Annotated in this window: 25 protein-coding genes and 1 pseudogene; 7 read left to right on the forward strand and 19 right to left on the reverse strand. The window is 68.8% G+C overall.

Features of this window, described 5'->3' with window-relative positions; all coding sequences use genetic code 11:
- The 4 genes and pseudogenes from HWX87_RS30580 to HWX87_RS30595 form a co-directional block, all read left to right on the forward strand.
- Window positions 1-134: pseudogene (locus HWX87_RS30580) on the forward strand (putrescine ABC transporter permease PotI); the annotation flags it as partial.
- 115 nt (window positions 135-249) lie between these two features.
- The gene (locus tag HWX87_RS30585) at window positions 250-1,824 is read left to right on the forward strand and encodes a DUF3138 family protein (protein ID WP_176050717.1); all 1,575 of its coding nucleotides are present in this window, start codon (window positions 250-252) and stop codon (window positions 1,822-1,824) included.
- A 99-nt stretch (window positions 1,825-1,923) separates the two neighbouring features.
- Complete coding sequence (locus HWX87_RS30590; RefSeq protein ID WP_176050718.1) at window positions 1,924-3,228, forward strand: FAD-dependent oxidoreductase; 1,305 nt, start codon at window positions 1,924-1,926, stop codon at window positions 3,226-3,228.
- A 25-nt stretch (window positions 3,229-3,253) separates the two neighbouring features.
- Window positions 3,254-4,555, forward strand: a complete 1,302-nt coding sequence (locus HWX87_RS30595; protein WP_176050719.1) for an FAD-binding oxidoreductase — start codon at window positions 3,254-3,256, stop codon at window positions 4,553-4,555.
- A gap of 81 nt (window positions 4,556-4,636) precedes the next feature.
- On the opposite strand, the gene gor is transcribed toward HWX87_RS30595, so the two are convergent.
- The 4 genes from gor to HWX87_RS30615 form a co-directional block, all read right to left on the reverse strand.
- A complete protein-coding gene (gor, locus tag HWX87_RS30600) occupies window positions 4,637-5,992 on the reverse strand; it encodes a glutathione-disulfide reductase (protein ID WP_176050720.1) in 1,356 nt (451 codons plus the stop codon).
- Between the two features lie 244 nt (window positions 5,993-6,236).
- Window positions 6,237-6,467 carry a hypothetical protein gene (locus tag HWX87_RS30605; RefSeq protein ID WP_176050721.1) on the reverse strand — a complete coding sequence of 77 codons (231 nt, stop codon included), beginning with the start codon at window positions 6,465-6,467 and terminating at the stop codon, window positions 6,237-6,239.
- Window positions 6,468-6,842: 375 nt separating this feature from the next.
- Window positions 6,843-7,964, reverse strand: coding sequence for a porin (locus HWX87_RS30610; protein WP_011353454.1), 1,122 nt, complete (start codon window positions 7,962-7,964; stop codon window positions 6,843-6,845).
- 316 nt (window positions 7,965-8,280) lie between these two features.
- Window positions 8,281-8,979: a YoaK family protein gene (locus HWX87_RS30615; RefSeq protein WP_176050722.1), complete on the reverse strand. Its 699-nt coding sequence runs from the start codon at window positions 8,977-8,979 to the stop codon at window positions 8,281-8,283.
- A 289-nt stretch (window positions 8,980-9,268) separates the two neighbouring features.
- Here HWX87_RS30615 and HWX87_RS30620 point away from each other — a divergent pair, with 289 nt between their 5' ends.
- Entirely contained in the window at window positions 9,269-9,607 is a 339-nt protein-coding gene (locus HWX87_RS30620; protein ID WP_176050723.1) for a hypothetical protein, read from the forward strand.
- A 12-nt stretch (window positions 9,608-9,619) separates the two neighbouring features.
- Here HWX87_RS30620 and HWX87_RS30625 read toward each other — a convergent pair whose 3' ends face one another.
- On the reverse strand, window positions 9,620-10,147 hold the full coding sequence (locus HWX87_RS30625; protein ID WP_176050724.1) for a chromate transporter: 528 nt from the start codon (window positions 10,145-10,147) through the stop codon (window positions 9,620-9,622).
- A complete protein-coding gene (locus HWX87_RS30630; protein WP_176050725.1) occupies window positions 10,144-10,782 on the reverse strand; it encodes a chromate transporter in 639 nt (212 codons plus the stop codon). Before HWX87_RS30630 ends, HWX87_RS30625 begins: the two co-directional genes overlap by 4 nt.
- A 96-nt stretch (window positions 10,783-10,878) precedes the next feature.
- Between HWX87_RS30630 and HWX87_RS30635 the strand changes: the two genes are divergently transcribed.
- Window positions 10,879-11,763 (forward strand): transcriptional regulator GcvA, encoded by an 885-nt coding sequence (locus HWX87_RS30635; protein WP_176050726.1) that lies wholly within the window; start codon window positions 10,879-10,881, stop codon window positions 11,761-11,763.
- 39 nt (window positions 11,764-11,802) lie between these two features.
- Here HWX87_RS30635 and HWX87_RS30640 read toward each other — a convergent pair whose 3' ends face one another.
- The 13 genes from HWX87_RS30640 to flgB form a co-directional block, all read right to left on the reverse strand.
- Window positions 11,803-13,110 (reverse strand): solute carrier family 23 protein, encoded by a 1,308-nt coding sequence (locus tag HWX87_RS30640; RefSeq protein WP_176050727.1) that lies wholly within the window; start codon window positions 13,108-13,110, stop codon window positions 11,803-11,805.
- Between the two features lie 282 nt (window positions 13,111-13,392).
- On the reverse strand, window positions 13,393-14,634 hold the full coding sequence (gene flgL, locus HWX87_RS30645; RefSeq protein WP_176050728.1) for a flagellar hook-associated protein FlgL: 1,242 nt from the start codon (window positions 14,632-14,634) through the stop codon (window positions 13,393-13,395).
- 22 nt (window positions 14,635-14,656) lie between these two features.
- Complete coding sequence (flgK, locus tag HWX87_RS30650; RefSeq protein WP_176050729.1) at window positions 14,657-16,639, reverse strand: flagellar hook-associated protein FlgK; 1,983 nt, start codon at window positions 16,637-16,639, stop codon at window positions 14,657-14,659.
- Between the two features lie 195 nt (window positions 16,640-16,834).
- Window positions 16,835-17,590, reverse strand: a complete 756-nt coding sequence (locus HWX87_RS30655; RefSeq protein ID WP_006477567.1) for a flagellar brake protein — start codon at window positions 17,588-17,590, stop codon at window positions 16,835-16,837.
- Window positions 17,591-17,833: 243 nt separating this feature from the next.
- Entirely contained in the window at window positions 17,834-18,817 is a 984-nt protein-coding gene (gene flgJ, locus HWX87_RS30660; protein ID WP_176050730.1) for a flagellar assembly peptidoglycan hydrolase FlgJ, read from the reverse strand.
- Complete coding sequence (locus tag HWX87_RS30665; RefSeq protein ID WP_176050731.1) at window positions 18,818-20,002, reverse strand: flagellar basal body P-ring protein FlgI; 1,185 nt, start codon at window positions 20,000-20,002, stop codon at window positions 18,818-18,820. It abuts the gene before it with no gap.
- 5 nt (window positions 20,003-20,007) lie between these two features.
- Window positions 20,008-20,697 (reverse strand): flagellar basal body L-ring protein FlgH, encoded by a 690-nt coding sequence (gene flgH, locus HWX87_RS30670; protein ID WP_176050732.1) that lies wholly within the window; start codon window positions 20,695-20,697, stop codon window positions 20,008-20,010.
- 21 nt (window positions 20,698-20,718) lie between these two features.
- The gene (gene flgG, locus HWX87_RS30675; RefSeq protein ID WP_166962600.1) at window positions 20,719-21,507 is read right to left on the reverse strand and encodes a flagellar basal-body rod protein FlgG; all 789 of its coding nucleotides are present in this window, start codon (window positions 21,505-21,507) and stop codon (window positions 20,719-20,721) included.
- Window positions 21,508-21,541: 34 nt separating this feature from the next.
- Entirely contained in the window at window positions 21,542-22,300 is a 759-nt protein-coding gene (gene flgF / locus HWX87_RS30680) for a flagellar basal-body rod protein FlgF (protein WP_176050733.1), read from the reverse strand.
- A 19-nt stretch (window positions 22,301-22,319) separates the two neighbouring features.
- The gene (gene flgE / locus HWX87_RS30685; RefSeq protein WP_176050734.1) at window positions 22,320-23,561 is read right to left on the reverse strand and encodes a flagellar hook protein FlgE; all 1,242 of its coding nucleotides are present in this window, start codon (window positions 23,559-23,561) and stop codon (window positions 22,320-22,322) included.
- Between the two features lie 27 nt (window positions 23,562-23,588).
- A complete protein-coding gene (flgD, locus tag HWX87_RS30690; RefSeq protein WP_176050735.1) occupies window positions 23,589-24,338 on the reverse strand; it encodes a flagellar hook assembly protein FlgD in 750 nt (249 codons plus the stop codon).
- A 43-nt stretch (window positions 24,339-24,381) separates the two neighbouring features.
- A complete protein-coding gene (gene flgC / locus HWX87_RS30695) occupies window positions 24,382-24,807 on the reverse strand; it encodes a flagellar basal body rod protein FlgC (protein ID WP_176050736.1) in 426 nt (141 codons plus the stop codon).
- A 37-nt stretch (window positions 24,808-24,844) separates the two neighbouring features.
- Window positions 24,845-25,333: a flagellar basal body rod protein FlgB gene (flgB, locus tag HWX87_RS30700; RefSeq protein WP_176050737.1), complete on the reverse strand. Its 489-nt coding sequence runs from the start codon at window positions 25,331-25,333 to the stop codon at window positions 24,845-24,847.
- Window positions 25,334-25,537: 204 nt separating this feature from the next.
- Here flgB and flgA point away from each other — a divergent pair, with 204 nt between their 5' ends.
- Window positions 25,538-26,770, forward strand: a complete 1,233-nt coding sequence (flgA, locus tag HWX87_RS30705; RefSeq protein WP_176050738.1) for a flagellar basal body P-ring formation chaperone FlgA — start codon at window positions 25,538-25,540, stop codon at window positions 26,768-26,770.
- Window positions 26,771-26,812: the final 42 nt, after the last annotated feature.

Here is a 26,812-nt window from a genome sequence, read left to right on the forward strand (position 1 = left end):
ACCCGGAGATGAACGCACTGGCGACGCTGTTCATCACGGCCGTGACGATCGGCGTGATCGTCGTGAACCGGATGATGATCGCGCGCGAGCGGCGCCGGATGGCCGACTTGAAGGCGGCGTTCGCGGCAGCCTGACGACGCACCTCCCGTTTCAAGGATAACAAGCACTGCAGACAAGCAAGACGCGCTGCCCCAGGGGGGCGCGCGATTCGATCCCGATTTGACAGGCGCACGACAAGGAGAATCCGCAATGAAGAAGAAACTGATCTGCCTGCTGGTGGCCGGCGCGTTGCCGGGCATCGCGCTGGCCGACTCGACATCCGCCGAGATCAAGGCGCTGCAGGCGCAGGTCGCGGCGCTGCAGAAACAGATGAAGGCGATGCAGGCGCAGCTTTCCGCGAAGCCGGGCGGCGCCACGGCAGCGACGGCTGGCGCGAAGGCCGGAGCAGCGCCGGTCGCCGTAGCCGTCGACCCGGGCTCGCCGGACTATGGCAAGGCGCAGGCCACGCTGACCAACGACGAAGTCGGCGAAATGAAGCAGCAGATCGCCAACCAGCAGCTGAAGGTCGATTCGCTGACCGACGCGGCCAACACGGGCCCGCTGGCCGGCCTGTCGGTCACGGGCTACATCGACCCGACCTACATCTACAACCGCGCGGCCGGCACGTCGTCGTTCCTGTTCGCGAACCACGAGAACGCATACAACTACTTCAACAGCACGTTCGGCGATCTCTACCTCGACATCAAGAAGACGTTCGGCGTCGGCCCGATGGCGCCGTCGGCCGAGATCACGTTGATGCCGAACCGCGGCAACGGCATCACACTGCTGCAGAACTCGCGCGGCTCGATCACCGACAACCTGCTGAACACGGCCGTCATCAACGTACCGATCACCGCCGAGACGACGCTGGTCGCCGGCTTGATCCCGAGCTTCGGCGGCTACGAGGTGCAGCAGTCGAACCAGATGCTCACGCTCACGCACAACCTGCTGTACGATTTCTCGGATCCGGGCAGCTACGTCGGCGCCGGTGCGAACTACACGAAGGGCAACTGGGCGTGGAAGTTCTTCGTCGGCAACGAGCAGTACCGCACGTACGGCTCGGTCACGCAGACGGGCACCAATGCGCTCGGCGACCCGATCACCACCAGCAACAAGGTGCCGACCTTCACCGCGCGCGCGGACTACACGTGGTCGAGCGCGCTTGACATCGGCGGGTCGATCAACATCGGGCGGCAGACGCTGGCCAGCGCGATCGACGATCAGGGCGTCGTGCACTACGGCCCGGGCGGCGCCGCGCCGAAGGCCTACGGTTCGTTCTTCTTCGGCGAACTCGACGCGACCTACACGCTCGCCGATATCCAGTACAACGCCGAAGTCGACTACGGCCAGCAGCAGCATGCGGCGTTCAACGGCGGACTCGCGCAGTGGTACGGGCTGTCGCTGCTCGCGCACCGCAAGTTCAACGCGCCGGTGGTCGGCCGCATGGGCGTGACGCTGCGCTACGATGCGCTCGTCAACAGCAAGAACGGCGGCGGCGGCGGCGGCATCGCGCTGAACGGCAACGGGATGGATCCGAGCAACGGCTTCGGCGTCGATTCGGACTGCCTCGCGACGTCGAAGGCCGGCGGCGGCCTCGGCTTCGAGTGCAAGGGGGCGATCCGCCAGGACGTCGCGCTCGACCTGCTGTTCTATCCGACCCAGCAGATCACCGTGAAGGTCGAATACCGGCACGACTGGGCGAACAACAAGGTGTTCCTGCGCAACGACGGTTCGTACGGCAAGTCCAACGACCTGCTCGCCACGCAGTTCATCTATTCGTTCTGACGCAGCACACGCGGGACGCCGTGCCGCGCGCACGGCGTCCCGCGCCGTTTTCAGGGGTGGCTGCGGGCAGGTTGCAGCCTTTTCGAGGGAGCCGGTTTCATGACGCAGTCTTTCACCCGCCGCGCCGATGCGCTCGCGCGCGACTCGTACTACGAAGCAACGGCCGTGCGCCCCGCCGTGGACGACCCCGTGCTCGACGATGCGATCGACGTCGACGTCTGCGTGATCGGCGCCGGCTTCGCGGGCCTGTCGACGGCGCTCGACTGTCGCGCGCGCGGGCTGTCCGTCGCCGTGCTCGATGCGCACCGGCCCGGCTGGGGCGCGTCGGGCCGCAACGGCGGCCAGGCCATCACGGGCTTCGCGAAGGACGAGGTGATCGAGCAGCAGCTCGGCGCCGACGGCGCGCGTGCCGCGTGGTCGCTGTCGCTCGACGGCGTCGCGCTGATCGCCGAACGCATCGCGCGCTACGGGATCGACTGCGACTTCACGCGCGGCTATCTGACGGTCGCGACGAAGCCGCGCCGCATCGACGACCTGCGCGCGTGGATGGAGGCCGCGACGTCGCGCTGGGGCCATCCGTCGCTCGCGTGGCTCGACACCGGCGAGATCCACGCACGCATTGCATCGACGCGCTATCTGGCCGGCGTGCACGACCCGCTGTCGGGCCACCTGCATCCGCTCAAGTACTGCCTCGGCCTCGCCGACGCCGCGCGCCGCGAAGGCGTCGCGCTGTATGCGCACACGCCGGCGCTCGACGTCGTGCGCGGCGCGCGGCCCGTCGTGCGCACGCCGTCGGGCGAGGTGCGCTGCCGCCACGTCGTGTCGTGCTGCAACGCGGGGCCCGGCGGCATCCTGCCCGCCGCGACCGCCGCCCGCATCGCACCGATCGCGTCGTACATCATCGCAACCGAGCCGCTCGGCCAGGCGCGCGCCGACGCACTGATCGCCCGGCGCGAAGCCGTGTGCGACAACAATTTCTTCCTCGACTATTTCCGGCTCTCGGCCGACCATCGGATGCTGTTCGGCGGCCGCGCGAACTCGGCCGGCGCGTCGCCCGCCACGCTCGCCGAAGCGATCCGGCAGCGCATGGTCGGCGTGTTCCCGCAGCTCGGCGACGTGCGCGTCGACCACGCGTGGGGCGGCTTCGTCGACGTCACGCGCAACCGCGCGCCGGACTTCGGCGCACTCGATCCGAACTTCTTCTACGTCCAGGGCTTCAGCGGGCACGGCGTCGCGCTCACCGGCATAGCCGGACGCGCGATCGCCGGTGCGATCGCGGGCGACACGCGCGCGTTCGACCTGTTTGCGCGCGTGCGTCACCGGCGCTTTCCCGGCGGCGACGCATGGCGGCAACCCGCGCTCGAACTCGGGATGCTGTACCACCGCGTGCGTGAACTGTTCTAAGCCCCCTTTCTCCGTTCTCCTGACCATGCAGACATTCGCCAACCAGCCGCACGTCGCGTCCTACTACGCGGCGACCGCCAACGATACGACCCGCCACGCGCCGCTTGCCGGCACGATCGACGCCGACGTGTGCGTGATCGGCGCGGGCCTCACGGGCCTGTCCGCCGCGCTCAACCTCGCCGAGCGCGGCCATTCGGTGACCGTGCTCGAAGCGTCGCGGGTCGGATGGGCGGCGAGCGGCCGCAACGGCGGCCAGCTGATCGGCGGCTTTGCGTGCGACATCGACACGTTCGGGCAGTTCATGCCGGAAGGCGACGTGAAGCGCATGTGGGACATGGGGCTCGAAACGCTGTCGCTCGTGAAGTCGCGCATCGCGCAGCACGACATCGACTGCGCGCTGGTGCCCGGCTACCTGACCGCGGCGAACACCGAGCGCGACGCCGATTCGCTGAAGCGCTGGCGCGACGAAGCCGCGAAACGCTTCGGCTACGACCGCTTTCACTTCGTCGAAGCCGAGGAACTCGGCGACTACGTGCAGTCGGCCCGCTATTGCGGCGGGCTGTACGACCCCGACAGCGGCCACCTGCATCCGCTCAACTACACGCTCGGCCTCGCGCGTGCGGCGACCGACGCGGGCGTGCGCATCCACGAGGACAGCTGCGTGACACGCGTGCGCGACGTGTCGGGCGGCCACGTCGTCGAGACGAGCGGCGGCAACGTGCGTGCGCGCTTCGTCGTGCTCGCATGCAACACCTACATCGGCACGCTCGCGCCCGCGCTGTCGAAGAAGATCATGCCGGTCGGCACCTACGTGATCGCGACCGAGCCGCTCGGCGAAGCGCGCGCCGCCGCGCTGATGCCCGCACGCGCGGCGATCTGTGACAGCCGCTTCGTGCTCGACTATTTCCGGCCGGCGCCCGACACCCGGCTCGTGTGGGGCGGCAAGGTCAGCTACTCGACGCGGGAGCCGCGCGACCTCGCCGCGGCGATGCGTGCGGACATGCTGAAGACGTTCCCGCAACTCGCGGACGTGAAGGTCGACTATGCATGGGGCGGCTTCGTCGACATCACGATGAACCGCGCACCGCACTTCGGCCGGATCGCGCCGACGATGTACTTCGCGCAGGGGTTTTCGGGGCACGGCGTGAACACGACCGCGCTCGCGGGCAAGCTGATCGCCGAAGCGATCAACGGACAGGCGAGCCGCTTCGACCTGTTCGACAAGATCCGGCATCGCGACTTCCCCGGCGGCGAGACGCTGCGTACGCCGGCACTGGTGCTCGCGATGAGCTGGTACCGGATGCTCGACGCGTTCGGCGTGCATTGAGCGACGTACGCACCAACGAGAAACGGCCGCGCCGAAGCGCGGCCGCCCCCTCCCGGCCGGTGCGAATACACGCCGCTCCCGCTAGTCGGCCACCTTCTGCCGCATCGTCACGAATTCCTCCGCTGCGGTCGGATGAATACCGATCGTGTCGTCGAACTGCGCCTTCGTCGCGCCCGCGCGAATGGCGATCGCAATCCCCTGGATGATCTCGCCCGCGTCGCGGCCGACCATGTGCGCACCGACCACGCGCTGGCTGTCGCGCGCGACGACGAGCTTCATCATCGTGCGCTCGTCGCGGCCCGACAGCGTATGGCGCAGCGCCTTGAACGACGTACGGTAGATGTCGACCTCGCCGTGCGCGTGACGCGCGTCGGCTTCGGTCTGGCCGACCGTCGCGACCTCGGGCTGGCTGAACACGGCCGACGGTACGAAGCCATGATCGGCCGCGACCCGCGCCCCGCCGAACAGCGTGCGCGCGAGCAGCCCGCCGTCGCGCGTCGCGACCGGCGTGAGCTGCGGCCGCGACGTCACGTCGCCGATCGCGTGGATCGACGGCACCGACGTCGCCGAATACGCATCGACCGCAATTGCGCCGCGCGCGTCGAGCATCACGCCCGCCTGTTCGAGTCCGAGCCCGTCGACGTTCGGCACGCGGCCGGTCGCATAGAGCACCTGGTCGTACGGCCCGTGCCGCGCATCGCCGACGCGCACGCTCAACGTGCCGTCGTCCGCGCGCTCGATCGACTCGACCACCGCGCGCGCGTGGATCGCGACACCCTGCTTCGTCATCTCGTCGGTCAGGAACTGGCGCACGTCGTCGTCGAAGCCGCGCAGGATCTTCTCGCCGCGATAGAACAGGTCGACGTGACTGCCGAAGCCGTTGAAGATGCCTGCGAACTCGACCGCGATATAGCCGCCGCCGACCACTGCGATGCGCTTGGGGCACGTCGCGAGCGACAGCGCCTCGCGCGACGTGATCGTGTGCTCGATGCCGGGCCGCGCCGGCGACGACGGGCGCGAGCCGGTCGCGATCGCGATATGCCGCGCGCGAATGCTGCGTTCGCCGATTGCGACGGTGTGCGCATCGACGAGCGTCGCGCGGCCCGCGTGCATGTCGACGCCCGATTGCCGCAACAGGTTGATGTAGATGTCGCTGAGCCGGTTGATCTCGCGATCCTTCGCGGCGATCAGCGCGGACCAGTCGAGCGTGCCGGCGCCGAAGGTCCAGCCGAAGCCCTTCGCGTCCTCGACTTCATGCGGATAGTGCGATGCGTAGACGAGCAGCTTCTTCGGGATGCAGCCGCGCAGCACGCAGGTGCCGCCGATCTGCTCTTCTTCCGCTATGCCGACGCGTGCGCCGTATGACGCGGACATCCGCGCGAGCCTCACGCCGCCGGAGCCGGCGCCGATGACGAACAGGTCGTAGTCGAAATCCATCGCATTCCCTCATCGCAGTTCGGATGAAGGCACGATAGCAAGATTCGGGGATTCGTGCGGAGCACGGCGCGACCAGGCGCGCGCCCAATAAAAAACGGCGAGAGACGTGGCCTCTCGCCGGTCAAACCAGCTGCCGGGTGTGTCATGCGTCACCGATCGACCGCATGCCCGACCTGCCGGCTGCGCGGCACCGGTCCGCCCGGGCGCGCGAAGGGCGCGCCCGCGGCCGGACCAGCCGCCATGCTCATGCCTGCGACGTGTCGCTGCCGTCCGTCGCCTGCGTGTCGTCCGCCTGCTGCTGGGGCTGCTCTTCCTTCTTCTTCTCGAGCAGACCTTCGACTGCCTCGGCGCCCTTGAAACCGGCGACGGCTGCAGCCGCCTTGGTCAGCAGGCCCGCATCCGGATCCAGCTTTTCCGCGCCTTCGACGGCTGCGACTGCGCCAGCGATTTCACCCACGGTGTCCAGGATACCCATCGTCATCCCCTTTCAAGAAAATCGTGAGCGCATCGTCCCACGAAAAAAACCGGCAGACCGCGATTGTCATCACCGGATACACAAGTTACGCACCTGGCCGGCCGCGCTCGCCGAGCGCCACCGGAACGACGCACGCGCGGGCCTGACGGCACGCAGCGGGCGATGCTCGCAGCGTAGCGGAAAGCCTTCGCGCGTACTGTAAAAGTATGTTCTGGAATGCCGACGGAACGCTTACGGCGCGGGACTTCCGCAATGGAGCGATTGCCGAATACTCGTGCGCGCGTATGAAGGTCGCGTGACGAAAAAAAAGAGGCGCCTTGCGGCGCCTCTTCGATGCGCGCCGGGCCCATGCCGGCGCATGCGTTCCGACGTTCGTCAGAAGATATTGCGCAGGCCGATCGCGATGCCGGTCTGGTTGCTGCGACCCGGCAGCTCGACGTTCGCCGCGCCGTTCGTCTTGTTGAAGTCGACGGTGCCGTAGACTTCGGTGCGCTTGCTCAGTGCGTACTCGGCGATGCCGACGATCGCATAGCGGTTGCCGCTCGCGAGCGTGCCGTTCGTGGTCATCGCGTTGCGCATGTGGTCGTAGTAGAACGCGCCCGTCAGCGTCAGCGGTGCGCTGACCTGCCAGCTCACGCCCGCGAACGGACCGTCGTCGATCCGGCCCGTGCCCTTCGCCACCGGAATCGACTGCTGCGCGAGCAGGCTGTCGACGAAGCCGGTGTCGTCCTTCGAGCGCAGGTAGCCCGCGTAGATCTTCGCCTTGCTGAACGCGTACACGACGTTCGCGTGGTAGATCGTCTGCTTGCGTGCCGAGTTGTCGCTGTTCTGCTGCGCGCCGGCCGCGATGCTGAGCGGACCCATCACGTACGACAGCGACACGCCCCACGCATTGCCCTTGCCGAGCGAGCCCGGGATCTGGCCCGAGAAGCCGCCGGCGCCGGTCGACTCGTAGTTGGTGCCGGTCGAGTACATCGCCTTCGCGGTCAGGCCTTCGAACTTGCCCGTGTACTTGATCTGGTTGTCCGCATACAGGCCGCCGCCGAGTGCGACCGGCAGCCACGCGTTTTCGAGGTAGTTGCCGACCGTCAGCGGATCGTAGGTATCCGACAGCAGGTCGAACAGCGGCGTCTTCTGGCGGCCGAGGGTCACCGTGCCGTACGGGCTCTGCAGGCCGACGTACGCTGCGCGGTTGAACAGGCGGCCGCTGTCGGCGAATGCGCCGTTCTGCAGGTTCACGCCGCTTTCGAGGTTGAACACGGCCTTCAGGCCGCCGCCGAGGTCTTCCGTGCCGTAGATGCCGAAGCGGCTGTTCGTGATCGCGCCGTTGGTCATCGACAGCAGGCCGTCGTTCTTGGCGTTGGCGTTGGTCAGGTAACGGATGCTGGCGTCGGCGACGCCCCAGAGCGTGACCGAGCTTTGTGCGGCCGCGTACTGGCTGGCAAATGCGAGCGCGGCGCCCCCTGCGATGGCTGCGAGTCGGGTGGTCTGCTTCATGAGCTTTCCTTTTTGTAGGTGTCTCCATTCATGGCCGGCCGCGTGCGCAGCCGGGTGGCGATCGCTCACGTTCTTGGCGCGCGCGATGTGGGCTGAATCATATGACGAGTGCGATCGCTGAAAGAAATTGAAATGCGCGGTAATGGCGGAACTGTCGCCCGCGCACAACGTTACGCGTGGGACGCTTGTCCGGCGGGCGGCAGGCGCTGCGCGGCAGCAACCGGCCGCGCGGCTTACGGTGCGTCGGGTCTGTAAGGATCGCGCGGCCGGCGCCGCGGAACGGACGGGCGCACGAAGGCGCCCGCGGGGTGCGCGGTCACGCCGCCGCCGGCCCGCCGTCGGCCGTGTGCCGGCGCCACGCGCGCCGCACGATTTCCGCGAATGCGCCGACGAGCAGCAGCACGGCGCCCCACAGCGCGACGTCCGGCGCGAGCCGCGTCACGAGGCCGCCGACCACCGCGCCGGCCAGGAAGCAGAAGCTGATCGTCGCGAGCAGCGCCGAGTCGTGCAGCGCGCCCGCGTCATGGCGCGGGATCAGCCCGACGAACAGCTTCTGCGCGGCGCGCCGCAGGTTGCCGGTCGTCATCACCGACGTGTACGACAGTTCCTCGAGATGGGTGAAGGACAGCGTCTGCAGCGTCGCGACGAACGAGATGCCCGGGATCAGCCACGCGCTCGACGCGCCGACGAGGCCGCTCGCGGCGACGCCGAGAAACGCAATCTCGACGATCAGGCTCGCGAACGCCGTGTGCCGCATCCAGCCGCGCTGCGCGGCGAGGCCGAGCAGGTGCGCGACGAACACCGCGATCACGAAGCCGACGAGCGGCGGCACGTGATGCAGCGCGGCGGCCCATTCGCCGGCCGACAGGTTGATGCCGAGCAGCGCGACGTTGCCGGTCATCGTGTTCGCGAACACGTGGCCGTGGCCGACGTACGTGTACGCGTCGAGGTAGCCGCCGGACAGCGTGAGCAATGCGGCGACGGTGAGATTGCGGCTGGCGCCGTCGAGATCCATCGATCCTCCCGTGGTGCGCGCCGCCCGGCCGCGCGCGGCGGGCGGTGCGAAATTCAGTTCTGCCGGCGAGCGCGAAACGCCGCCGGCGCTGCGCGGCCGGGCATCGCCGGCATGCCGCGCGCCAATATAATGCTCGCCGTCGGGGGGCGGATTCCCGCCGCGCATCGCCGCGTGCCGGAGCCTGTCGGCCGGGCGGTGCTCGCCGCCGGAAGACCGGCCGAGTATACCGGGCCGACCGGGCCCGATTGTGCCCCGTCCGCCGCCCCGCGCCACTTCACCGAGCCTTCGAATGACACTCGCGAAGTTCTTCCTGCGCTTTACCGTGATCCCGTTCGCCGCGATCGTGCTGGTGGCCGTCTGGGCGTTCAACCGCGAATCGGGCGAGATCGATGCGCGCCAGTACGCGGCACTCACGGCCGCCTATCCGTCGTTCACGCCGAAGCTGAAGCACGAGGTGGCCGACGCGTTGCAAGGCGGCAAGGTCGGGAAGGCCGATTACGGCGCGATCACGCGCGACGCGCTCGATGCGGGTTTCGTGCTCGACTGGCCGGCCGTGACGGACGACGTCGGCAGCGAGCGCGGCCGGCTGCTCGGCCTCGTGAACAGCGAGCGGCCGGCGTCGCGGTAGCCTGCAGGCCGCTCACTGCCCGATGCCCGTGAGCCCGATCAGCGCGCCGCCGGCGAGCAGCCACAGCGGATGGATGCGCGTGCGCCACGCGAGCACCGCGCACGCGGCCGTGATGCCCCACTGGATGGCCGTACGGTTCGATGCCTCGGAGATCAGCACCGCGCTTGCCGCGACGAGCCCGGCCGTGACGGGCATCATCCCCTGCTGCACGTAGCGGCGCCACGGCCGGTCGCGAAAGCGCTCCCACGCATGCAGCGCGAGCACGGTGACGATCGACGACGGCCCGAACTTCGCGAGCGACGCGACCAGCAGCCCGGCCCAGCCGGCCACGTGCCAGCCGACCAGCGACACGATCATCATGTTCGGCCCGGGCGCCGCCTGGGCCAGCGCGAACAGCGCGGTGAACTCGTGCGCGCTCATCCAGTGATGCACGTCGACGACCTGCCGCTGCATCTCCGGCAGGATCGTGTTGCCGCCGCCGAAGGCGAGCAGCGATAGCTGGCTGAAGATCGTCGCGATGGCGATCAGCGTGTCGGTCATGGGCGGTCTCCCGGCCGGGTGTCGCGCGCGGCGGCCTGCGCCGGCTGCGGCGTGCCCGCGTCGCGACGGCGCGACGCGAGCCACACGCTGACAGGCGTCAGCACGAGCATCGTGGTCAGCAGCGGAATGCGCAGCACCGCGATCGCGACGAACGCGAGCGCCGCGATGCCGGCCGCCGCCGGTGCGTGCCGCAATGGCTTCGCGACCTTCACGGCCATCGCGACGAGCAGGCCGGCGGCCGCGGCCGCGAGCCCCGCGAACAGGTGCTGCACGTGCGGATCGTTCTGCGTCTTCGCGTACAGCACGCCGAGCGCGACGACGACGAGCGTCGGGCCCGCGATCAGCCCGAGAATGCCGGCGAACGCGCCGGCAACGCCGCGAAAACGCATGCCGACGGCGACCGACAGGTTGATCACGTTGCCGCCCGGCAGGAACTGGCACAGGCCGAGCAGATCGGTGAATTCGTCGGCGGAGAGCCACTTGCGCTCGTCGACGATCGTGCGTCGCGCGAACGGCAACGCGCCGCCGAACGACATCAGGCCGAGCGACAGGAAACCGGTGAACAGCTCGGCGAGGCCGACGCTGCGGGGCGCCGCGGCAGACGGCGGGGCGGCAGGTGGAACAGCGGATTGCATGGTGCTCCTCACTAAACGGTGAACCGAGGTTACCGCCGTTCCGGATCGTGGCAAAACGATTTTATCGGCGCGCCCTTGTGATCTAGAATCACAAGCATGGCACGCGATCTCCCGCCCTTTTCCGCGCTTCGGGCCTTTGAAGCCGCGGCACGACATGAAAGCTTCAGCGCCGCCGGCGACGAGCTGCATGTGACTCATGGTGCCATCAGCCGGCAGATTGCCGGGTTCGAGGCGTGGCTCGGCAAGCCCGTGTTCCACCGCTACGGCAAGCGCGTGAAGCTCACCGACGAAGGCCGGCGCTACCTGGACACCGTGCGCGCGGCGTTCGACAGCATCGCGCACGCGACCGAGCAGCTGCGCAACACCGGCGCGGCGCGCGTGCTGCGCATCAACGCGCTACCGACCTTCGCGATGAAATGGCTGCTGCCGCGCCTGTCGCGGTTCCAGCGCGACGTGCCGAACGTCGAGCTGAAGCTGTCGACGTCGAATGCGCCGCTCGACACGCTGAACGGCTTCGACGTCGCGATCCGCCGCGGCCCCGGCCACTGGCCGAACTGCACGAGCGGCCACTTCCTCGACGAAAGCGTGATCCCGGTCTGCAGCCCGGCGCTGCTCAAGCGCGCGCCGATCGCGCGCGCGGACGATCTCGCGCGGCACGTGCTGCTGCATTCGGATACGCGGCCGGAAGGCTGGCGCGACTGGTTCGCGGCGGCCGGCGTGACGATGAAGGGGCGCAAGCGGCAGTCGTTCGACCACTTCTACCTGGCGCTGCAGGCAGCGGTCGACGGGTTGGGCGTCGCGCTCGGCCCGTTGCCGCTGATCGACGACGAGCTCGCGAGCGGCCGGCTCGTGATGCCGCTGCCCGGGCCGCGGATCGCGACGCGCAGCTACTGGTGGATCGCGCCGCGCGCACCGGCCGACGATCCGCTCGTCGCGCAGTTTTGCGCGTGGCTGCAGGCGCAGTCGAATACCGGCGCGTGAGGGCGCGCCAGCGGGCGGCATGGCGCCGCCCGCTCGCGGTCAGACCACCGGGCCCGGTTCCTTTTCCTTGCGCAGGATCGCGTACAGGATGATCGCGCCGAACGTCGCGGTGCCGATCCCGCCGAGCCCGAAGCCGCCGATCTTCAGCGAGAAGTCGCCGGCGCCGAGCACGAGCGTGACGGCCGCGACGATCAGGTTGCGGTTGTCGGAGAAGTCGACCTTGTTGACGACCCAGATCCGCGCGCCCGTCACCGCGATCAGCCCGAACACGACGATCGACACGCCGCCGAGCACGGGGCCCGGGATCGTCTGGATCACCGCGCCGAATTTCGGCGAGAAACCGAGCACGATCGCGATCACCGCGGCAACCGCGAACACCAGCGTCGAGTAGATCCGCGTGACGGCCATCACGCCGATGTTCTCCGCGTAGGTCGTCACACCGGTGCCGCCGACGCTGCCCGACACGATCGTCGCGAGCCCGTCGCCGATGAACGCGCGGCCCACGTAGCGATCGAGGCTCGTGCCCGTCATCGCGCTGACGGCCTTGATGTGGCCGAGGTTCTCCGCGACCAGGATCACCGCGATCGGCGCGAGCATCAGCATCGCGTGCGGATCGAACACCGGCGCGCGGAAGCTCGGCACCCCGAACCAGGCCGCCTGCCCGACGATCGAGAAATCGATCGGCTTGCCGAGCCCCATCCCGTTGGTCGCGACCGCATAGATCGCGTAGGCGATCACCAGCCCGACGAGGATCAGCAAGCGCTGCACCATGCCGCGCGAGAACACCGCGACGCCGCCGACGCACAGTACGGTCACGAGCGCCATCACCGAGTCGAAGGTCGACGCCGATACACCCTTCACCGCGATCGGCGCGAGGTTCAGCCCGATCACCGCAACGACCGCGCCGGTCACGACCGGCGGCATCAGCGTCTCGATCCAGTTCGTGCCGATCGCCTGCACCAGCGCGCCGATCGCGACGTACACCACGCCGCACGCGATGATCCCGCCGAGCGCGACCGGAATGTTCGGGTTCGGGCCGCTGCCGCCGTAGCCCGTCACCGCGATCACGAGGCCGATGAACGCGAAGCTCGAGCCGAGGTAGCTCGGCACGCGGCCGCCGACCAGCACGAAGAACAGCAGCGTGCCGATGCCCGACATGAAGATGCACAGGTTCGGGTCGAAGCCCATCAGTAGCGGCGCGAGCACGGTCGAACCGAACATCGCGACGACGTGCTGCACGCCCATCGCGACCATCTGCGGCCACGGCAGGCGCTCGTCGGTGCCGACCACGCGCGATGCCGCGCCGGTCGACTGGACCCGCCAGCGCGGGAAATAGGAATCGGACATGGGGAAAGGGCTCCTGTCGGTCGCCGGCTGCCAAGGATGCGCCGGTCTGGAATCTGGCGCGAGTTTACGGAGCGGAAATGGGGCTGGCAAGCGGGCTGACGCGCGGGGCTGGCAGGCGGGGCTGACAGGCGTGCGACGCTGAGTGCCGCATGTGCCGCGCATGCGAAGCGGCGTGCGGCCGCGCGGCCCGGTGAAGCGGCCGCCCGCGCAGGGCACGCGGGCGGCGGATGGCGCCGGCGGCGATGCAAGCGTGCGCTCACATCGCTGCCGACGCGCCGTGCATCAGGGATTGATGTACTGGAACAGCGACATGTTCTGCAGCTGCACGTAGGCCTTCTGCGCGCCGGTCAGCGCGTTCTGCACCTGCAGGTACTGGCTGATCGTCGTGACCATGTTGGTGCTGGTCAGGTCCGACAGGTTGCTGGTCGTCTGCAGCGTCGCCGTCTGGTTGACGGCCTGCATCGCCTTGACTTCCTGCTCGCGGCCGCCGACCGATGCCTGGATCGTCGTGACGTTGCGCATCGTGTTGCCGAGCTTGGTCGAGCCCGTCATCAGCGCATTCTTCAGCGCCGCGCCCGCCACCGCATTGGCGGTCACGGGCGTCTTCAGCGCCGAGATCATCGCGTCGAGCGTCGAGAACACGTCGGAGCCGCCGCTCGCCTGCGGCGCGGGCGAGACCGCGAACGTGTCGCCGGCGGCCGGCGTGCCCGACACCGCCACCGTCATCCCGCCGCCGAGCGAGATCGCCGAGCCCGCCGAATAGGCCTGCGCCGGCGTGGTGGTCGGCGGGCTGGCCGAGTTGTCGGTCACCGTGTAGGTCGGCGCGGCGGCCGTGCCGCCGAACGTGATCGAGTACTGATGGCCGTTCGTCGCGATCGACGGGTTCGTCACCGTGACCGCGCCGATCGTGCCGGTGCCCGTGTTGCCCGCGCCGGCCGACGGCACCGGCGAGCTGCCGATCGCCGGCACCGACATGAAGACGGCGGCGCCCGTGTCGCCCTGCGACACGGTGCTCGAATCGGCGATCTGCACCTGGCGCGTCCCCGTGTCGCCGACATAGGCGACGCTGCCGCTCGGCGTCGTCGAAAACGGCGCCGCCGAATTCTTCGTGCCGGCGAACAGGTAGTTGCCTGCGCCGTCGTTGGTGTTCGCGAGCGTCATCAGCTGGTCGCGGTAACCCTGCAGCTGCGTCGCGAGCGCCGAGCGGTCGCTGTCGGACAGCGAACCGTCGCCGGCGCGCACGAGCAGCGTCTGCGCGCTCGTCAGCACGCCGCTCACGCTCTGCAGCGTCTGGTCCTCGGCCTGCAGCGACGCGAGCGCCGTATTCTGGTTGGTCGCGTACTGCGACAGCGTCGCCGACGTCATCGACAGCTGCACGGCCTGCGCCGCGCCGGCCGGGTTGTCGGCCGCCGTCTGCAGGCTCACGCCGCTCGAGATCTGCTGATACAGCTGCGCGAGCTGGGCCTGCTGGTCGTTCATTTGGGAAACGTTCAGCTGGAAGAACTGGGCGCTGGAAATCCGCATCGCTTCTATCCCTCGAATCCGGTCAGTTGAACAGGCCGAGCACGGTCTGGAACAGCGTCGCCGCCGTCTGGATCACTTTCGCGTTCGCCTGGTAAAGCTGCTGGTACTGCATCAGGTTGGCTGCTTCCTCGTTCGTGCTCACGCCCGACACCGACTGCTGCGCCTCGGTGATCTGGCCGATCAGCCCGGTCTGCGCGGCGCTCGACGATTTCAGCTGGGTCGTCGTGTTGCCGATGCCGTTCACGTAGCTCGCATAGGCACCCGTGAGCGTCGTCGTGCCGTTGCCGAGCGCCTTCGCGTTGACCAGCTTCGACAGCGCGAGCGCGTTGGAGCCGTCGCTGGTGCCGCCCGCGTACGGCCCGATCGTGAACGAGTCGCCGGTCGCCGGTGCGCCGGACAGCGTGACGCTCACGCCGTTGAGCGCGCCCGCGGCCGTCCCCGACATCGTCATCGTCGCGCCGGCTGCCGGGTCGTACGGGACGGTGTCCGTCGGGTTGTTGATCGTGACCGACGTCGGCGGCGTGGTGCCGATCGTCACCGTGGTGCCGACCGGGAAGCCCGTCAGCGTCTTCGCCGTCGCGTCGTAGGTCAGCTTGGTCGTCGGCACCTGGTAGCCCGCGGTCACGCCGCCCAGCGTGATCTTGCCCGTGCCGGTGTTGGTGCTCGCCGCCGACGTGACGGCCGGCGAGGCGGCCGCGATCGCCGATGCGCTCGTCGTCGCGAGGCCGAAGCCGTTCAGCGCGCCGCGCGTCGGCAGCACGGTGAACTTGTCGCCGGCGTTCATCGAGCCCGACGGGGTCGAGAAATTCAGGCCGCCGAGCGAGACCGGCATCGGCCCCGCCTTCTGGTCGACCACCGCGCCGCTCGCGCGGTCGGTCAGCGTGTAGTTCGTGCCGTCGTAGGACAGCGTGTAGTCGCTCGTCGTCGGCTGCGACGCGTTCGCGAACGACACGGACAGCGACGCGTTGCCGGTATTGCCCTGGTTCGAGTACACGGTCGGCGACGGCATCGTGAACAGGTTGCCGCCCGGGTTGCCCGACAGGTCGATGCCGAGCGCGTTCTGCGCGTTGACCTGCGCGGCGAAGCTGGTCGCGATCGCGCCGAGCTGGGCCTGCGCGGGGTCGAGCGTCTGGCTGCGGAACGCGAGCAGGCCGCCGAGCGTGCCGCCCGACAGCGACGAATCGGGCAGCGCCTGGTTCGGCCCCTGCGGGTTCGCGCCGGCGATCCCCTGCGACACGACGGTCAGCTCGCTCGGATCCGACGGCGACGTGACGGTCGCGAGCTGGTAGCTCTTGTCGGCGACGACGAGCGGCTGGCCGCCCGACATGAACACGCTGTAGCCGCTGTCGTTGCGCACGACCTGGATGCCGGCGAGGCCCGACAGGTTCGACACCGCGAGGTCGCGCTGGTCCATCAGCTGGTTCGGCGGCTGGCCCTGGCTGCTCGCCGCCGCGATCTGCTGGTTCAGCTGCGCGATCTGCGCGGTGTAGGTGTTGATCTGCGACACGGTGCTGGTGAGCTGCGTGTTCACGCTCTGGCGCAGCGCGTCGTACTGCTGGCCGGCCGCGTTGATCTGGTTGGCCAGCGTCTGCGCGTTGCTGATCGCGGTCTGGCGCACCGACGGGTCGGACGCGTTGTTCGCGACGTTCTGCAACCCGGTGAAGTAGCTCGTGATCCCGGTCGAGATCCCCGCCGTCGGGCTGCCGATGTAGTTGTTCAGCTGCGCGACGAGCGTGTACCACGTCGTCAGCGCGCCGCCCTGCGTCTGCGCGGTGTTCAGCTGGTCGCTCAGGTACTGGCTGTACTGGCGCTGCACGGTGACGGTGCTCACGCCCTGCGGCATGTAACCGCTGCCCGTGTACTGGCCGCTCGTTTCGGCATAGACCGGCCGCTCGACCGTATAGCCGGGCGTCGCGGCGTTGCTGATGTTGTTGCCGGTCGTCGTGAGGCCCCAGAGCGCGGCATTCAGGCCGCTGACGCCGAGGTTCATGAGTGTGTTGGACATGCGCGATCCTGATGAGCCGGCCGCGCTGCGGCCGCCGGGTTGCGTGACTCCCGGTATAACGGCCGCTGATCGGAAAAATTGAGGAAAAAATGCACGCGCGACGCGCAAGCGCGCGTCGCCGGTCGAAGCGTCCGGCAGGTGCGGCCGGCGGAGGGTCGCGGGGCGCGCCGGGCAAGGCCGGCGGCCGCAGGCGCGTCAGGCCCGCGCGAGCGAGCGGCGCTTCATTTCGAGCTGCGTGATGAGCCGCTGCAGCGTGTTTTCCGCACTGCCCGGCAGCGACATGTAGCGGAAGCCGAGCTGGTAGCGCCGCGACCCGTTCGGCATCTGCGTCGAGCGCTGCGACACGAGCTGCAGGTCGAGCGACAGCTTGCCGTGGCCGGTCAGCTCGAGTTCGACGTCCGGCAGCAGCGTGCCGACCTCGAGCGCCTCGACGCGTTCGTCGGCCGTGCGCAGCCCCACGCCGCCGAGCGACAGGTTATGCACCTCGAACAGGAAACTCTCGCCGTCCGGCAGCTTGCCGCGGCACAGGAACGGATCGACGATCGGCGCGTCGACGCGGAAATACTCGCGGCGCTGGATGCAGACCAGCACGTCGGGGAAATCGGCGACGAACGCGGGCAGCCCCTCGTAGCGCGTCTCGCGCGGCGTGCCCGTGGTGAATTCGACGCGCACGCCCTCCGGCGAGGCCGCGAACGTGCAATGCGACGCGCCGAGGATGCCGGCGTTCTGCTCGGACAGCGCACCCCAGTCGAACGTGAACGTCCGCGCACCGACATCGACCTCGAGCAGGCGCGTGACGAGCTGGCCGCCCGGGTACTGGACGGTCAGGAAATCGCCGCGATTCACGAGGTTGCGCAACTGCACGCCGATTTCCAGGGGATTACGGCGGGCATAGTCGGGCCCGGAGTGGCCTGCATCCAGGCTGGGGTCCGTCGACGTTTCGATATTCATGGCTAGCCGGTCTTTCTTGTCATGAGCGCCCGGACAACCGGTGCGCAGTAAAACCGGGCCAGATCACGGGCCCGGTCACAGGTCTCTCACACTTAGCGGCAGTGCTGACCGAAAGTTTAGATCGAATTGGTGAATTTTTTCGCGCAAACGTTGAAACCGCGCGCGGCGGGCTGCCGGGCGCGGTCCGAAGGGGGAACCGGATGGCTGCGGGCGCCCGTTTTCAGCGAAAGCGGGCGCCGGCCGTCAGCCGATCTGCTGCATGATCGAGATCAGCTTTTTCGCGTAGTTCGGATCGGTCGCGTAACCGGCCTTCTGCATCCCGTGCGCGAAGCCTTCGACGCTGCGGCTCGCGCTGAGCACGCCCGAGTAGCGCGGGTTGTTCTTCAGCAGGTTCGCGTAGTCGGTCATCGCGTGCTCGTACGAGTCGTACGCGCGGAATTTCGCGACCACGCGGCGCGGCGTGCCGTTCACGTATTCGGTGGTCAGCGCCGACACCGTGCGGCCCGTCCAGCCCTTGTTCGCCTTGATGCCGAACACGTTGTAGCTGGTCGACCCGTCGGCGGCGCGGATCTCGCGCTTGCCCCAGCCTGATTCGAGCGCGGCCTGGCCGACGATGAAGCGCGCCGGGATGCCGGTCGTCGCGCTGGCCGCCTGCGCGGGGCCCGCGAGCCGGTCGACGAACGCATCGGCGTCCTGCACGCCGCTCGCGCCCTTCAGCGGCGGCGTCAGCGCGCTGCCGGCCGAGTAACCGCGCGCGCCGGCGAGACCGCCATTGTTCGCCGCGTTCGCATAGGCCTTCGCCATCGCGTTCATCGCGGCGAGGCTGCCTTCGTTGCCGGCCGTGCCGAGGCCGCCGGCGCCCATGCCGCCCGCGCCGACGTCGGCCGCCGTGTCGCTGCCCGCGCCCGCGCCGGCGTTGCGCAGCAGCTGCTTCATCAGCGCGTCGGCGACGCCCATCCCGCGCGTCGACATCTGCTGCGCAAGCTGCTGGTCGAGCATCGACGTGTACATCTTCGACGTATGCGAATCGAACAGCCCGCCGTCGGGCGACGCGTCGCGCATGCTCTTGAGCATCATCTGCGTGAACATCGCGTCGAACTGGCCGGCGACCGCCTTCGCGCCGGCCTGCGGCGACTGCTTCGCCTGCGCGCGCAGCGCATCGAAACCTTGCACGTCGAGCGCGAAGCGCTGCGTGAGGTCGTTCGCGTTCGGAAGGTTCGCCGCCATTTAGATCACCTCCAGGTCGGCGCGCAACGCGCCGGCCGCCTTCATCGCCTGCAGGATCGACATCAGGTCCGCGGGCGTCGCGCCGAGCGTGTTCAGCGCCTTCACGACGTCGGCGAGGTTCGCGCCGGCCGTCACCATCTTCAGCGCGCCGTTGTCCTGCTTCAGCTGGATCTGCGACTGCTGCGCCACCACGGTCTGCCCGTTCGAGAACGGCCCCGGCTGCGACACCACCGGCTGCGTATTGACGACGACCGACAGGTTGCCGTGCGCGACCGCGCAGCTCTGCAGCGTGACCATCTGGTTCATCACGATCGAGCCCGTGCGCGCGTTCAGGATCACCTTCGCCGCGGCCTTGTCCGGGCTCACGTCGAGGTTCTGCAGCCGCGCCATGAAGGCGACCTGCTGCGCCGAATCGGCCGGCGCCGCGAGCTGGATCGTGCGGCCGTCGAGCGCCGTCGCGGTGCCCGGGCCGAAGCTCGAGTTGACCGCGGACACGATCCGCTGCGCGGTGCCGTAGTCCATGTCGTTCAGCTGCAGCTGCAGCACGCCGTTCATCTGCGCGATCGCGTTCGGCACCGCGCGCTCGACGATCGCGCCGCCGACGATCCGGCCGGCCGCGAGCTGGTTCACCTGCACGCGGCTGCCGTTCGCGCTGGCGCCCGCGCCGCCGACCGCCATGTTGCCCTGCGAGAGCGCGTACACCTGCCCGTCCGCGCCCTTCAGCGGCGTGAGCAGCAGCGTGCCGCCGCGCAGGCTCTTCGCGTTGCCGAGCGACGATACCGTCACGTCGAGCGCCTCGCCCGGCCGCGCAAACGGCGGCAGCGTGGCCGTCACCATCACGGCCGCGACGTTCTTCAGCTGCATGTTGCTCAGCGACGACGGGCCGCCGTTCGCCGAACCGTTGTTGATCGAGATGCCGAGGTTCGCGAGCATGTTCGCGAGCGTCTGCGTCGTGAACGGCGTCTGCATCGTCTGGTCGCCCGTGCCGTCGAGACCGACGACGAGGCCATAGCCGATCAGCGGGTTGTCGCGCACGCCCTGGATCTGCGCGAGATCCTTCAGGCGCTCCGCATGCGCGGGCGCCGCGCCGAGCGCACACGCCGCGGCCACGGCCGCGAATGCGACGGCGAGCCGCGCGGCGGCATGCGCGCGGGCCGACAGGCGGTGGATCAGGGTCGTCTGCATCGTCATCACCACGGCGCGATGTTGAGGAAGAAGCGCTGCAGCCAGCCCATCGTCTCGGCTTCGTTGATGTAGCCCTTCGACGAGTATTCGATCTTCGCGTCGGCGACCTGCGTCGAGTAGACGGAGTTCGCGCCCGAGATCGTGTTCGGGTTGACGACCCCCGAGAAGCGCACGAATTCGTTGCCCTGGTTGATCAGCATCTGCTTCTCGCCGCTGACCACGAGGTTGCCGTTCGGCAGCACGCCGGTGACCGTCACCGTGATCGTGCCGTTGAACGTGTTCGCCGCGCTCGCGCCGCCGGTCGCCGCGAACTTGTTGTTGCCGGTGGCCGACAGGTTCGCCTTCGCGAACAGCCCGCCGAGAAAGCCGGCCGTCGGCACGTTGAAGTCGGTGTTGCCCTGCCGGTTGGTGTTGGCGCCCGACGACTTGGTCGCGTTGATGTTCTCCGCGATCATGATCGTCAGGATGTCGCCGATGTTGCGCGGCCGCTGATCCTCGAAGAGCGGCCGCCCCGCGTAGCCGGGGTTGTAGATCGAGCCGGGCGCCTGCATCGACATCGGCATCGGCGGCTGCGCCGTCATCGGCTGCTGGATGATCGGGTCGCGCGGAATCTGCGCGCAACCGGCGAGCGCCGCCACCGCGACCGCGCATGCGGCGCGGACGGGGGCTGACGGGAGGAGGCGAACCTGCTTCATGGCGACGACGGGACTTTCCGGTTAGCTCTTCATCTGCGTGACGGTCTGCAGCATCTGGTCGGACGTCGTCACGGCCTTGCTGTTGATCTCGTAGGCACGCTGCGTCTGGATCATGTTGACCAGTTCCTGCACGACGTTCACGTTCGACGCTTCGACGTAGTTCTGGTTGAGCACGCCCGCGCCGTTCAGGCCCGGCTGCGACACGTTCGGCGCGCCCGACGACGTCGTCTCGGAGAACAGGTTCTCGCCGCGCGCCTCGAGGCCGGCCGGGTTGATGAAGGTCGCGATCTGCAGCGCGCCGATCTGCACGGAATTGGTCGAGCCCGCCTGCGTGACCGTCACCACGCCATCCTTGCCGATCGTCAGCGACGTCGCGTTCTGCGGGATCGTGATCGCCGGCAGGATCTGGTAGCCGCTCGACGTGACGAGCTGGCCCTGCGCGTTGGTCTGGAACGAGCCGTCGCGCGTGTACGCGTTCGTGCCGTCCGGCATCACCACCTGGAAGAAGCCCGCGCCGTTGATCGCGACGTCCTTCGAGTTGCCGGTCTGCGTGAGGCCGCCCTGCGTGTACAGGCGCTCGGTCGCGACCTGTTGCACGCCGGTGCCGAGCTGCAGGCCCGACGGCAGCTCGGTCTGCTGCGTCGAGTTCGCGCCCGGCTGGCGGATGGTCTGGTACAGCAGATCCTCGAACACCGCGCGCGACGCCTTGAAGCCGTTCGTGCTGGTGTTCGCGAGGTTGTTCGAAATCACGTCCATCTGCGCCTGCTGCGCATTCATGCCGGTGGCGGCGATGTAGAGCGAACGGTTCACTTGTAAGGTCTCCTGCGTGGGCTGGCGCGGACGCTCAGCTGAAATTGAGCAGCTGGTTCGCCGACTGCTCGTTCTGGTCGGCCGTCTGGATCAGCTTCGACTGAAGCTGGAACGCGCGCGCGTTGTCGATCATCGCGACCATCGCGGTCACCGGGTTGACGTTGCTGCCTTCGAGCGAATTCGGCGTGACGACCACGTTCGGGTCGGCGTCGGCCGGATTGCCGTCGGCGGTGCGGAACAGCCCGTCGTTGCCGCGCGTGAGCGTGGCCGGATCGGGATTGACGAGCTTCATCTGGTCGACCATCGCAACCGCCGTCGGCGGGTCGCCCGGCATCAGCGCGGAAACGGTGCCGTCCTTGCCGATCGTCACTTCCGCGTTCGGCGGCACCGAGATCGGACCGCCGTTGCCGATCACCGGCAGGTTGCTCGCGTTGACGAGCTGGCCGTTCTCGTCGACGTGCAGGTTGCCGGCGCGCGTGTACGCCTCGCTGCCGTCGGCCGCCTGCACCGACAGCCAGCCGGCGCCCTGCACGGCGACGTCGAGCGGATTGCCGGTGCGCGTGATCGGACCCGGTGCGTAATCCGCGCCGGGCGTCGACGCGAGCACGTAGGTACGCGTCGTCGTCGGGTCGATCGCGCTGCCGTCGCCGAAATTCATCGGCACCGCGCGATACGTCGCGAGCTGCGCGCGAAAGCCCGTCGTCGACGTGTTCGCGAGGTTGTTCGCGACGATCGCCTGCTGGTCGAGCGACTGCGACGCGCCCGTCATCGCCGTGTAGATCAGTCGGTCCATGGCTGCCGGTTATCCGCGCTTACAGGTTGATGAGCGTCTGGTCGACGGTCTGCTGCGTCTTGATCGTCTGCGCGTTCGCCTGGTAGTTGCGCTGCGCGGTGATCAGGTTGACGAGCTGCGACGTGAGGTCGACGTTCGAGTTTTCGAGCGCGCTGCCCTGCAGCGTGCCGTGGTTCGTGCTGCCCGGCGCGGAGATCTGCGGCACGCCCGATGCGGCGGTTTCCGCATACTGGTTGCCGCCGAGGTTCACCAGCCCGTTCGGGTTGTTGAAGTTCGCCAGCGCGATCTCGCCGAGCACGGCGGTCTGGCCGTTCGAGTAGTTGCCGGTCAGCTTGCCGTCGGCGCCGATCGAATAGGTCGTCAGCGTGCCGCTCGCGAAACCGTTCTGCGCGAGGTTGTTCACGCCGTCCTTGCCGCCGTACTGCGTCGTGCCGGTCAGGTCGAGCGTGAGGTTCTGCGGCGTCGTCGAGCCGTCGGTGGTCGGCACGGTGAACTGGAACTGGCCGACCGACGCGGTCGGCGTCGGCGGCGTGCCCGTCGTCGTGCTCTTGATCGCGCCCGACGAATCGAACGTGACCGTGCCGAGATCGGTCGTCGCGCCGCCCTGGACGCCCGCGTACGCTTCCCACGTGCCGGATGCCGACTTCACGAAATACATGTTGACCGCCTGCGAACCGCCCAGCGAGTCGTACACCTGGATCGACGTCGAGTAGTTGTAGGTCGTGCTGTCGGTCGCGCTGAACGGCGTCTTGGTCGGCGTCGTGTCCTGCGAGTTCAGGTTGAACTGGCCGGTGATCTTGGTCGTCGCGGTCGGCGCGATGTTGGTCGTCGGCGCCTGCAGCGGCACGGTCTGCGCGGTGTTGATCACGCCGCCCGCGCCGGCCGCATAGCCCATCAGGTTACGGCCTTGCGAGTCGACGATGTAGCCGTTCTTGTCGCGCTGGAACGTGCCGTCGCGCGAGTACGTCGTCACGCCGTTGTTCGACATCTGGAAGAAACCGTTGCCGTTGATCGCGACGTCGAGCGACGAGTTCGTCGTATTGATCGTGCCCTGACCGAACTGCTGCTGCACCGACCCGAGCGACGTGCCGATGCCGATCTGCGTGTTGACCGACGTCGCGACCGAGTTCGCGTACATGTCGGAGAACTGCGCGGTGCTCGACTTGAAGCCGACCGTGTTCGCGTTCGCAATGTTGTTGCCGATCACGTCGAGTGCGTTCGAGGCACCGGCGAGGCCGCTCAGACCCTGTTGATAACCCATTTCGGTCTCCGTTTCGAGAAAGCTCGATCAGTTGGTGGTGGTGTCGCCGGTCGTGGACGACGTCTTGACGTTCGGGAAGATCGACGCGACCTGGGTGAGCCCCACCGTCGTACCGTTCGACAGCACCAGCCCCGCCGTGCCGTCCGCCTGCTTGATCACGCTCTGCACCGTGGCGGCCGCCAGCACGGTCGGCGCGTAGGCCTTGCCGTCGGTGCCCGTGTACTGCGCGCTGACCGTGTACGCGCCGTCCGGCAGCGCGTTGCCGGCCGCGTCGGTCGGCGTCCAGTTGAACGGCACGGTGCCGGCCGACTGCTTGCCCGCGTTGATCGTGTTGACGACGACGCCCGAGCTGTTCTTCACGGTGATCGTCAGGTTCGACACGTCGCTCGTGAGCGACACGCCGAACGGCGACGCCGCGCCGCTCTTCACCGCGACCGAGTTGCCCGGCGCGAGCACGTTCGTGCCGATCAGCAGCGCGGCCTGCGTCTGCTGGCCGGCCGTGAGCTGCGTCGACAGCGACGTCAGCGACGTGTTCAGCTGCGCGATGCCGCTCACCGTGTTGATCTGCGCGAGCTGCGACGTCATCTGCGAGCTGTCGACCGGGCTGGTTGGATCCTGGTTCTGCAACTGCGTGACGAGCAGCTTCAGGAACGTCGCCTGCAGGTCGCTCGCCGACGTGCCGTTGGTCGACGACACGTTGTTGGTGTTCATCGTGTCGGTCGGCAGGGTCGACACGTTCGTGCCGTTGCTGCCGATCGTCGTGCTGGAGGAAGTCATCCTGGGTGGCCTTCTGTCGTGGTCTGTGAGGTCGGCGCGCGGCTTACGAGCCGATCGTCAGCGTCTTGAGCATCAGCGTCTTCGCGGTGTTCAGCGTCTCGACGTTGGCCTGGTACGAGCGCGACGCCGAGATCATGTTCACCATCTCCTGCACCGGATCGACGTTCGGCATCTGCACGTAGCCGTTCGCGTCGGCGGACGGGTTCGCCGGGTCGTAGGTCGACTTCATCGGCGACGGGTCGTCCATCACCTTCGTCACGCGCACGCCGCCCACGCCCTGGCCGGACGCGGTGCGCGCGCCGCCGATCGGGTCGGTCGCGAACACGACCTGCTTGGCCTTGTACGGCTTGCCGTCGGGGCCGGTGGCGCTGTCGGCGTTCGCGAGGTTCGACGCGGTGACGTTCAGGCGCTGCGATTGCGCGGACAGCGCCGAACCGGCGACGCCGAAGATGTTCATCAACGAAGGCATGGTGGCTCCTGGTGCTTGTGCTCGGGTTCGGTTGCGCTTACGAGTTCGTCGAGATCGCGGCGATCATCGCCTTGATCTGCTGGGTCATCACGGTCATCCCGGATTCGTAGTGCAGCGCGTTGTTCGCGAACTGCACGCGCTCGACGTCGAGATCGACCGTGTTGCCGTCGAGCGACGGTTGCAGCGGCATCCGGTACTGCGCACGGCCGTAGTCGTCCGACGGGCCGCCGGTCGGGATCAGCTTCGCGGTGCCGGCCATGTGACCGGCCGCCGTCGACACCATCGACATGCCGTTCGTCACGCCGGCCGGCTGCGCCATCGGCAGCTGCGCGGCGTTGCTCGGCGCCAGGCCGCCGCCCGTCTGCTTCAGCGAGCGCGCGAGCGTCGACGCGAAATCGACGTCACGGGCCTGGTAGCCGGGCGTGTCGGCGTTCGCGATGTTCGACGACAGCAGTTCCTGCCGGTAGGCGCGCACGTCGAGCGCCTGTCGGCCGAACGCGAATTCCGCATCGAGTTTGTCCAGCATGTGTGCGTCTCTCCGTATGAAGCGCTGCACGCCCCTCGCGCCGGATGGCGACTCGAGAGGCTTTTTTCCATGACAGCGATGGTAGGCGTCGGATGCAACCGGCAATCGGGCGAATAACGCGGCAAAGGCCCCCTCTATTCATCGTTTGCGCGGCGGCCCGGCTCCCTAGAATGCAAATCGGATCAACGGTTCGAGGACACGGCGATGACTGGCAGCGCACTTCGCGGAAGGAACGGGCGGCTCACGCACGTCCGGCGTGCGTTTGCGCCTGCAGTTGCACTCGCTGCGGCGCTGTGGGTCGCCGCACCGGCCGCACGCGCGGAAGACGGGATGATCGTGATTCCCGGACGCGGCGAGACGGCCGAAACCGCGCTCGCCCACGCCAACGCGGCGAACGGCGGGCAGTTCGGCGGGAATGCGGCGATGGCTTCGGGTGCGGGCATCGCGCCGGAGGCGGGCCGAGCTGCTCCGGCGGCAAGTGCCGCGACCGGCTACGCGGCGCAACCGGCCGGCGCGATGGTCGTGACGACCGTTCCGCCCCCGGCGCCCGCGCCGTCGCCCGTTCGTGCAGCCGCGCGCGTGAACGCCGGCTACGGCGCGCAGCCGCGCGCCGCCGACCCGAGCGCCGTCGCGACGGTCGTCGCCGGCACGGCCGAGCCCGCGTCGAATCCCGTTCGGCCGGCGCAACCGTCGGCCGCCGCCGCACGCCTTGCCGCGGCCCGCGCCGCGTCGGCCGCAGCGGCGCCGCGCGCGGCGGCGGTTTCCGCGAACCCGGCCCCGGCTGCCGCTGCGGCCCAGCCCGCGACGCCGCCCGGCCAGCAGGATCCCGAGACGATCCGCCGCGCAGCCCTCGCGTTCCTGCAACAGCAGATCGCCGGCCTGCCCGGCAAGACCACCGCGACGGTCACGACCGCGTTTCCGCGCGGGCTCGCCGCGTGCACGACGCTCGAGCCGTTCCTGCCGACCGGCGCGCGCCTGTGGGGCCGCACGACGGTCGGCGTGCGCTGCGCGGGCGAGCGGCCGTGGACCGTCTACCTGCAGGCGAAGGTCGCCGTGCAGGCCACCTATTACGTCGCCGCGCGCCAGATCGCGCCCGGCGAGCCGCTCTCCGCGGCCGACCTGGTCGCCCGCGACGGCGACCTGACGGTCATGCCGCTCGCGGTGATCACCGATCCGGCGCAGGCGATCGGCTCGACCGCGCTCGCGCGCATCTCGGCCGGCCTGCCGCTGCGGCAGGACCTGCTGAAAAGCGCGGCGTCGGTGTCGGCCGGCCAGACGGTGCGGGTCGTCGCGGCCGGGCCCGGCTTCACGATTTCGGCCGAGGGCAGCGTGCTCGCGAATGCGGCGCCGGGCCAGTCGGTGCGGGTGCGGATGGCGGCGGGCCAGATCGTCACGGCGATCGTCAAGGACGCCGGCACCGTGGAAATTCCGCTATAGGGACGGATTCAGCAGCAAGAGTGTAAAGAATTGTTTATTCGG

It is taken from the genome of Burkholderia sp. BCC1644 (assembly GCF_902833225.1).
In the GTDB taxonomy this organism is placed as follows: domain Bacteria; phylum Pseudomonadota; class Gammaproteobacteria; order Burkholderiales; family Burkholderiaceae; genus Burkholderia.

What these genes read in the sequence shown, in the direction of transcription:
- HWX87_RS30640 (WP_176050727.1), bottom strand. Translation starts at nt 13,110, where the DNA reads ATGTCCGATTCCTATTTCCCGCGCTGGCGGGTCCAGTCGACCGGCGCG.
- HWX87_RS30585 (WP_176050717.1), top strand. Translation starts at nt 250, where the DNA reads ATGAAGAAGAAACTGATCTGCCTGCTGGTGGCCGGCGCGTTGCCGGGC.
- HWX87_RS30610 (WP_011353454.1), bottom strand. Translation starts at nt 7,964, where the DNA reads ATGAAGCAGACCACCCGACTCGCAGCCATCGCAGGGGGCGCCGCGCTC.
- flgD (WP_176050735.1), bottom strand. Translation starts at nt 24,338, where the DNA reads ATGACTTCCTCCAGCACGACGATCGGCAGCAACGGCACGAACGTGTCG.
- gor (WP_176050720.1), bottom strand. Translation starts at nt 5,992, where the DNA reads ATGGATTTCGACTACGACCTGTTCGTCATCGGCGCCGGCTCCGGCGGC.
- HWX87_RS30625 (WP_176050724.1), bottom strand. Translation starts at nt 10,147, where the DNA reads ATGACCGACACGCTGATCGCCATCGCGACGATCTTCAGCCAGCTATCG.
- flgH (WP_176050732.1), bottom strand. Translation starts at nt 20,697, where the DNA reads ATGAAGCAGGTTCGCCTCCTCCCGTCAGCCCCCGTCCGCGCCGCATGC.
- HWX87_RS30595 (WP_176050719.1), top strand. Translation starts at nt 3,254, where the DNA reads ATGCAGACATTCGCCAACCAGCCGCACGTCGCGTCCTACTACGCGGCG.
- HWX87_RS30630 (WP_176050725.1), bottom strand. Translation starts at nt 10,782, where the DNA reads ATGCAATCCGCTGTTCCACCTGCCGCCCCGCCGTCTGCCGCGGCGCCC.
- HWX87_RS30635 (WP_176050726.1), top strand. Translation starts at nt 10,879, where the DNA reads ATGGCACGCGATCTCCCGCCCTTTTCCGCGCTTCGGGCCTTTGAAGCC.
- HWX87_RS30620 (WP_176050723.1), top strand. Translation starts at nt 9,269, where the DNA reads ATGACACTCGCGAAGTTCTTCCTGCGCTTTACCGTGATCCCGTTCGCC.
- HWX87_RS30590 (WP_176050718.1), top strand. Translation starts at nt 1,924, where the DNA reads ATGACGCAGTCTTTCACCCGCCGCGCCGATGCGCTCGCGCGCGACTCG.
- HWX87_RS30655 (WP_006477567.1), bottom strand. Translation starts at nt 17,590, where the DNA reads ATGAATATCGAAACGTCGACGGACCCCAGCCTGGATGCAGGCCACTCC.
- flgC (WP_176050736.1), bottom strand. Translation starts at nt 24,807, where the DNA reads ATGCCTTCGTTGATGAACATCTTCGGCGTCGCCGGTTCGGCGCTGTCC.
- HWX87_RS30665 (WP_176050731.1), bottom strand. Translation starts at nt 20,002, where the DNA reads ATGCAGACGACCCTGATCCACCGCCTGTCGGCCCGCGCGCATGCCGCC.
- flgJ (WP_176050730.1), bottom strand. Translation starts at nt 18,817, where the DNA reads ATGGCGGCGAACCTTCCGAACGCGAACGACCTCACGCAGCGCTTCGCG.
- flgK (WP_176050729.1), bottom strand. Translation starts at nt 16,639, where the DNA reads ATGTCCAACACACTCATGAACCTCGGCGTCAGCGGCCTGAATGCCGCG.
- flgF (WP_176050733.1), bottom strand. Translation starts at nt 22,300, where the DNA reads ATGGACCGACTGATCTACACGGCGATGACGGGCGCGTCGCAGTCGCTC.
- HWX87_RS30605 (WP_176050721.1), bottom strand. Translation starts at nt 6,467, where the DNA reads ATGGGTATCCTGGACACCGTGGGTGAAATCGCTGGCGCAGTCGCAGCC.
- flgB (WP_176050737.1), bottom strand. Translation starts at nt 25,333, where the DNA reads ATGCTGGACAAACTCGATGCGGAATTCGCGTTCGGCCGACAGGCGCTC.
- flgL (WP_176050728.1), bottom strand. Translation starts at nt 14,634, where the DNA reads ATGCGGATTTCCAGCGCCCAGTTCTTCCAGCTGAACGTTTCCCAAATG.
- HWX87_RS30615 (WP_176050722.1), bottom strand. Translation starts at nt 8,979, where the DNA reads ATGGATCTCGACGGCGCCAGCCGCAATCTCACCGTCGCCGCATTGCTC.
- flgE (WP_176050734.1), bottom strand. Translation starts at nt 23,561, where the DNA reads ATGGGTTATCAACAGGGTCTGAGCGGCCTCGCCGGTGCCTCGAACGCA.
- flgA (WP_176050738.1), top strand. Translation starts at nt 25,538, where the DNA reads ATGACTGGCAGCGCACTTCGCGGAAGGAACGGGCGGCTCACGCACGTC.